The 4,900-nt window shown below is 54.8% G+C and carries 5 protein-coding genes; 2 read left to right on the forward strand and 3 right to left on the reverse strand.

Going from position 1 to position 4,900, the window contains the following annotated elements:
- A partial coding sequence (locus HMPREF1051_RS07520) for an IS3 family transposase (protein ID WP_036492459.1) occupies positions 1 to 208 on the forward strand: 208 nt, incomplete at its 5' end.
- Between the two features lie 81 nt (positions 209 to 289).
- On the opposite strand, the gene HMPREF1051_RS07525 is transcribed toward HMPREF1051_RS07520, so the two are convergent.
- The 3 genes from HMPREF1051_RS07525 to HMPREF1051_RS07535 all read right to left on the reverse strand — a co-directional run bounded on the left by HMPREF1051_RS07525 (position 290) and on the right by HMPREF1051_RS07535 (position 4,321).
- Complete coding sequence (locus HMPREF1051_RS07525; RefSeq protein ID WP_036492462.1) at positions 290 to 2,326, reverse strand: M3 family metallopeptidase; 2,037 nt, start codon at positions 2,324 to 2,326, stop codon at positions 290 to 292.
- Positions 2,327 to 2,570: 244 nt separating this feature from the next.
- The gene (locus HMPREF1051_RS07530) at positions 2,571 to 3,437 is read right to left on the reverse strand and encodes a hypothetical protein (RefSeq protein ID WP_003766615.1); all 867 of its coding nucleotides are present in this window, start codon (positions 3,435 to 3,437) and stop codon (positions 2,571 to 2,573) included.
- A 32-nt stretch (positions 3,438 to 3,469) separates the two neighbouring features.
- Positions 3,470 to 4,321, reverse strand: a complete 852-nt coding sequence (locus HMPREF1051_RS07535) for a mechanosensitive ion channel family protein (protein ID WP_003766621.1) — start codon at positions 4,319 to 4,321, stop codon at positions 3,470 to 3,472.
- 303 nt (positions 4,322 to 4,624) lie between these two features.
- On the opposite strand from HMPREF1051_RS07535, the gene HMPREF1051_RS07540 reads away from it, so the two are divergent.
- Positions 4,625 to 4,900 (forward strand): hypothetical protein (locus HMPREF1051_RS07540; protein ID WP_003766616.1); only part of this gene is annotated, 276 nt, incomplete at its 3' end.

Consider the following 4,900-nt stretch of genomic DNA (forward strand, 5'->3'; position numbering starts at 1 on the left):
GGCGAACTGTTGGGACAATGCGCCGATGGAAAGCTTCTTTGCGGTGTTAAAGACGGAGTGTTTCTATAACGCAGGTGAATTGACGGTAGATGAATTGATGAAGCAGATAGATGACTATATGGATTACTACAACCGGGAGCGTTGCAGTTTGAAATTGAAAAAGCTGAGTCCTGTCGCATACAGAACCCAGCTTGCACAGAGTGCCTGAATAGGCTTTTATGAGTGTCCAAGATTTGGGGGCCAGTTCAAACTTTTCAGACGACCTTTTTTCATCACATCAACCTTACCATCAAGCCGCGTTGTTGAAGCCGCTGTGGCGCAGCAGTGCGTCTATGCTCGGTTCGCGTCCGCGGAAGGCTTTGAAGGATTCCGCCGCGCTGCGGGAGCCGCCGACGGCGAGGATTTCCTGCCAGAAGCGTTTGCCTGTGGCGGCGACGTCGTCGCTTTCTTCAAAGGCGGCGTAGGCGTCGGCGCTGAGGACTTCGGCCCATGCGTAGCTGTAATAGCCTGCGGAGTAGCCGCCGGCGAAGATGTGGCCGAAGCTGTTGGCGAAGCGGTTGTATTCGGGCGGTTGGATGACGGCAACTTCTTTGCGCACGCTGTCTAAAACCTGTTGCCAGTTTTTCAGACGACCTTCGTTGTCTTCGCTGTAAATGGTCATGTCGAAGAGGGCGAATTCCATTTGGCGGACGAGGAACATGCCGCGTTGGAAGTTTTTGGCGGCGAGCATTTTGTCGAAGAGTTCTTTCGGCAGGGGCTCGCCGGTTTCTTCGTGGGCGGACATTTGTGCCAAGACGTCGTATTCCCAGACGAAGTTTTCCATAAACTGGCTGGGCAGCTCGACTGCGTCCCATTCGACGCCGTTGATGCCGGATACGCCCAGTTCGTCCACTTGGGTGAGCAGGTGGTGCAGGCCGTGGCCGGTTTCGTGGAAGAGGGTGAGGATTTCGTCATGGCTCAAGCGGGCTTCTTTGCCGCCGACGGGCGGGGTGAAGTTGCAGACGAGGTAGGCGGTAGGCAGTTGCAGCGTGCCGTCGGCGAAGCGGCGGCGGCCTTTGTAGTCGTTCATCCACGCGCCGCCGCGTTTGCCTTCGCGGGCGTAGAGGTCCATATAGACGCCGCCTATGGTTTTGCCGTTTTGCTCCAGCTCGAAGTAGCGCACGTCTTTGTGCCAGACGGGAACGGTTTTTTCGGCGAACCCGATGCCGTAGAGTTTTTTGATTTGGGCGAACAGGCCTGCCAGGACTTTGCTGACGGGGAAGTATTTTTTGACTTCGGTTTCGCTGAATGCGTATTTGGCTTCGCGCAGTTTTTCGCTGGCGTAGCTCAAATCCCACGGCTGCGGGTCGGCGAGGTTCAGGCGTTCGCGGGCGAAGGCTTTGACTTCGGCGAGGTCTTTTTCGGCGTAGGGTTTGGCGCGGCGGGCGAGGTCGTGCAGGAAGGTGAGGACTTGTTCGGGCGTGTCCGCCATTTTGGTTGCCAATGATAGCTCGGCGTAGTTTTTGAAGCCGAGCAATTTGGCAGTTTGCAGGGCGTTTTCGAGCGTGCGGTTGATGTTGGCGGTGTTGTCGAATTTGCCGTCGTCTGAAAGTTCGCTGGCGCGGGTAACGTAGGCGCGGTAGATTTGTTCGCGCAGTTCGCGGTTGTCGGCGTATTGGATGACGGCGAGGTAGTGCGGAATCTGCAAACCGATTTTGTAGCCTGTTTTGCCTTCGCTTTGCGCGGCGGCGGCAAACATGGCGAGCGAGTCTTCGGGGATGCCGGCAAGCGGTGCGGCGTCGTCAAAGTAGAGGGCGAAGGAGTCGGTTGCGTCTAAGACGTTTTGCGAGAATTTGGCGGAGAGTTGCGCGCCTTCGGTTTGCAGTTTTGCCAGCTCTGCCTGCTGTTCGGGCGGCAATTCCGCACCGCTGAGGACGAAATCGCGCAGGTCGTGGTTGAGCTTGGTTTTTTGTGCAGGGGAGAGGGTGGCGAATTCGGGGGAGTTTTTGATGGTTTTGAAGCGGTTGTACAGCTCGATGTCTTGTCCGATTTCGGTGAAGAAGACGGTGATTTCGGGCATCAGTTCGTTATAGACGGCGCGCAGTTCGGGCGTATCGACGACTGAGTTGAGGTGCGACACCACGCCCCAAATCCTGCCGACGCGTTCGGTAATGTCGGTCAGACGCTCGACGGTGTTTGCCCAGTCGGTGTGCGTTTGGGCTTTGACTTCGGCAATCTGCGCGCGCGCTTCGGCGATGGCGGTTTGCAGGGCGGGTTTGATGTCGGCGGTTTGGATGGCGTCAAAACGGGGTTCTTCGCCCAAATGGAGCAGTACGTTGTTGGTCATGGATGGGATTCCTTTGTGTGGGTGGCGGGTTCGGACGGAGGTCGTCTGAAAAATGGCTGCCGCCTGAGTCAATGGGAAAATGGGGATAATGTGTGTCTGGGTTTTAGGTTTGCCGTTCGGGCGAACCGATTGTGTTTTCAGACGACCTGTTTGCATTCGGGGTCGTCTGAAAACGATGGGGCAAACGATAGGGGAGATATAGTGCCATCTTGTCGGGCTTAAAGCGTCTTTCCCTGTTTTTACGCTATTCTGCGCCGCGCGGGTTGGATTTGAGCGGGGCGGCGAGGTCGAGGCTCATCGGTGTGCCGGCGGGGGCGAATACGGCTTGTGCGACATTGGTTTGCAACGAATCGGCAAACGCGCCGCGGTAGATTTTCGCGCCTTGGTGGGTCAGGTTGGATTGGACGTCGACATAAACTTCGCCGCCGATTTGCTGCCACAGGCGGCAGAACGTATAGTCTTCGGAAAGGTAGCGTTTGCTTTCGGGATCGACCATGCAGTCGAAGAAGCGGTAGTGCAGCCCTTTGTCTTCGCGCTTGTAGTCGCTGTCGGAGATGTAGTTCAGCTCGGGGTAGGCTGCCATCATTTTTTCAAACACGCTGCGTTTGATGACCATGAATCCGGTCGGCGCGTCATCGACTTTCATAAAACCTTCTTCATCGACGCGCAGGACGATTTCGCCGTTTTCGTTTTTATCGCCTGTGTTGACGGTGTAGGCGGTGTACATCCGCTCGAAGTCCGCTTGGGTCGTGCCGGCGGGAACGCCTTCGTCAGGCCAGTTTTCGCGTTTCAGCGGATAAATGCCAGCTACCACGTCTTTATCCGCCAAAAGCAGGCGGTAGAACGCTTCGGCGGAGAAGCCAATGTCGGAGTCTATCCAAAAGAGGTGCGTCCATTCTTGGTTTTCCAAAAAGGTCGCCACGCAATTATTGCGCGCGCGGGTAATCAGGCTCTCGCCACGCTGCATCATCACTTGCAGCGGCCAGCCGTTTTGCGCGCTGGTGTTGACGATGTTGAGCAGCGAAAGGACGTAATTGTGGAAATATTTCCCGTCGTGGCTGGGGGTCATGATGACGGGGTACATTTGCGTAAGGGCGGATTCGGGCAACATAGTATTTTCCTGATTATTAATAGATTATGGGGTTAAGCTTGAGGGTTTAGCAGGCGGTATTGTACGCGCAAAAACTCATCCAACACCGCCTGCTGGATTTCTAAACGCTTCGCCACGGGCGAGGCATAGCGCACGATGATAAGGTACACCTTGTCGTCATGCGGCACGCGGGTTACGCGCGGCTGGGCGGCAGGGGTAATGAACAGCTTCTCCGCCTGCACGTTTTCCAAATGCCGCTGGATGGCGGGTACATAAGGTTGGCACAAAGGCTCCAATACGGCTTTCAGACGACCTACAATCACATCCGAATCCAAATGAATCGGCACGGGAATCTCCACCGTATGGATCACATAATCGCCCAAGATATTGTCGCGGCGGACGGAATGGTTCAAAAGCAGGCTGTTGGGAAACGATAGCGTTTTACCCGAAAGCTGCCCGACCAGCGGGTTCGGGCCGATCTGCATCATCAACGTGTTCAAAAGATTAATATCGACCACACGCCCGCGCAGGCCGTTCACTTCAATATAGTCGCCGACCGAATATTGTTTCGTTACCGAGCGCAAGATGCTGCCCGACAAACACATAATCAGTTCCTTCGTCGCCACCACAATCGCCGCCGCTACGGCAAACATCGACAGCGCCAGCGTCTGGATTTGAGTCGCCCAAATTACCGCCAGCCCGAAAATCGTTAAAATCAGCGTCAGATTGCGGCTGAGTACCAAGGAGCGGCGTTTTTCCTCGATGCTGTAATGCGGGTGGCGGCGCAGATACAGGTTCAGCAAAACGCCCCGCAAAACCAGCAGCGCCATGACCATCAGCACCGATTCCACCACTTCCTCGCGTACTGGCAGAGTATGCAGCCATTGCCGTACTGTGTCCCACATAGTGTAAAAATCCTATATTTATCTTGATATTGTTTTCAGACGACCTATACGCATTATCGGAACGGACTGCCGAGCCGCCTAAAAAATGACATTATAAATGATAACGAATGGGGAGGTCGTCTGAAACATCCGCAAGAGTCATAATATCGAAATGGCGCGTTCAGACGACCGTTAAAGCCTATGATGATATACCGTAACACTATGTTAATAAAGAGGAAATTGTTTACTAGGTTGCCAAAAAAGGATAACATAGAGTCCGTAACCTAAAGGGTTTGAATTAACCACCGATAACGAGGAATCAAAATGACTTGCAAAATCCACGATCATCACGACCATACCCATGGCGCCGGTTGCGGCCATACCGCCATCAAACACGGCGACCACACCGACTATCTGCACGACGGTCATCTGCACCACGAACACAACGGCCATTACGACGAACACAGCTTAAGCGTCAATGAAACCAATCCCGACGGCTGCCATCCCGTCGATACCTGCAAAGGCCACGTTCACGGCGAAGGTTGCGGCCATGAAGCCGTACCGCACGGCGATCACACCGACTACATCGTCAACGGCCGC

It is taken from the genome of Neisseria sicca VK64 (assembly GCF_000260655.1).
GTDB classification, from domain to species: domain Bacteria; phylum Pseudomonadota; class Gammaproteobacteria; order Burkholderiales; family Neisseriaceae; genus Neisseria; species Neisseria sicca_B.

Excerpts from the sequence above, each read along its gene's own strand:
- HMPREF1051_RS07525 (WP_036492462.1), bottom strand. The coding sequence starts at position 2,326 with ATGACCAACAACGTACTGCTCCATTTGGGCGAAGAACCCCGTTTTGAC.
- HMPREF1051_RS07530 (WP_003766615.1), bottom strand. The coding sequence starts at position 3,437 with ATGTTGCCCGAATCCGCCCTTACGCAAATGTACCCCGTCATCATGACC.
- HMPREF1051_RS07535 (WP_003766621.1), bottom strand. The coding sequence starts at position 4,321 with ATGTGGGACACAGTACGGCAATGGCTGCATACTCTGCCAGTACGCGAG.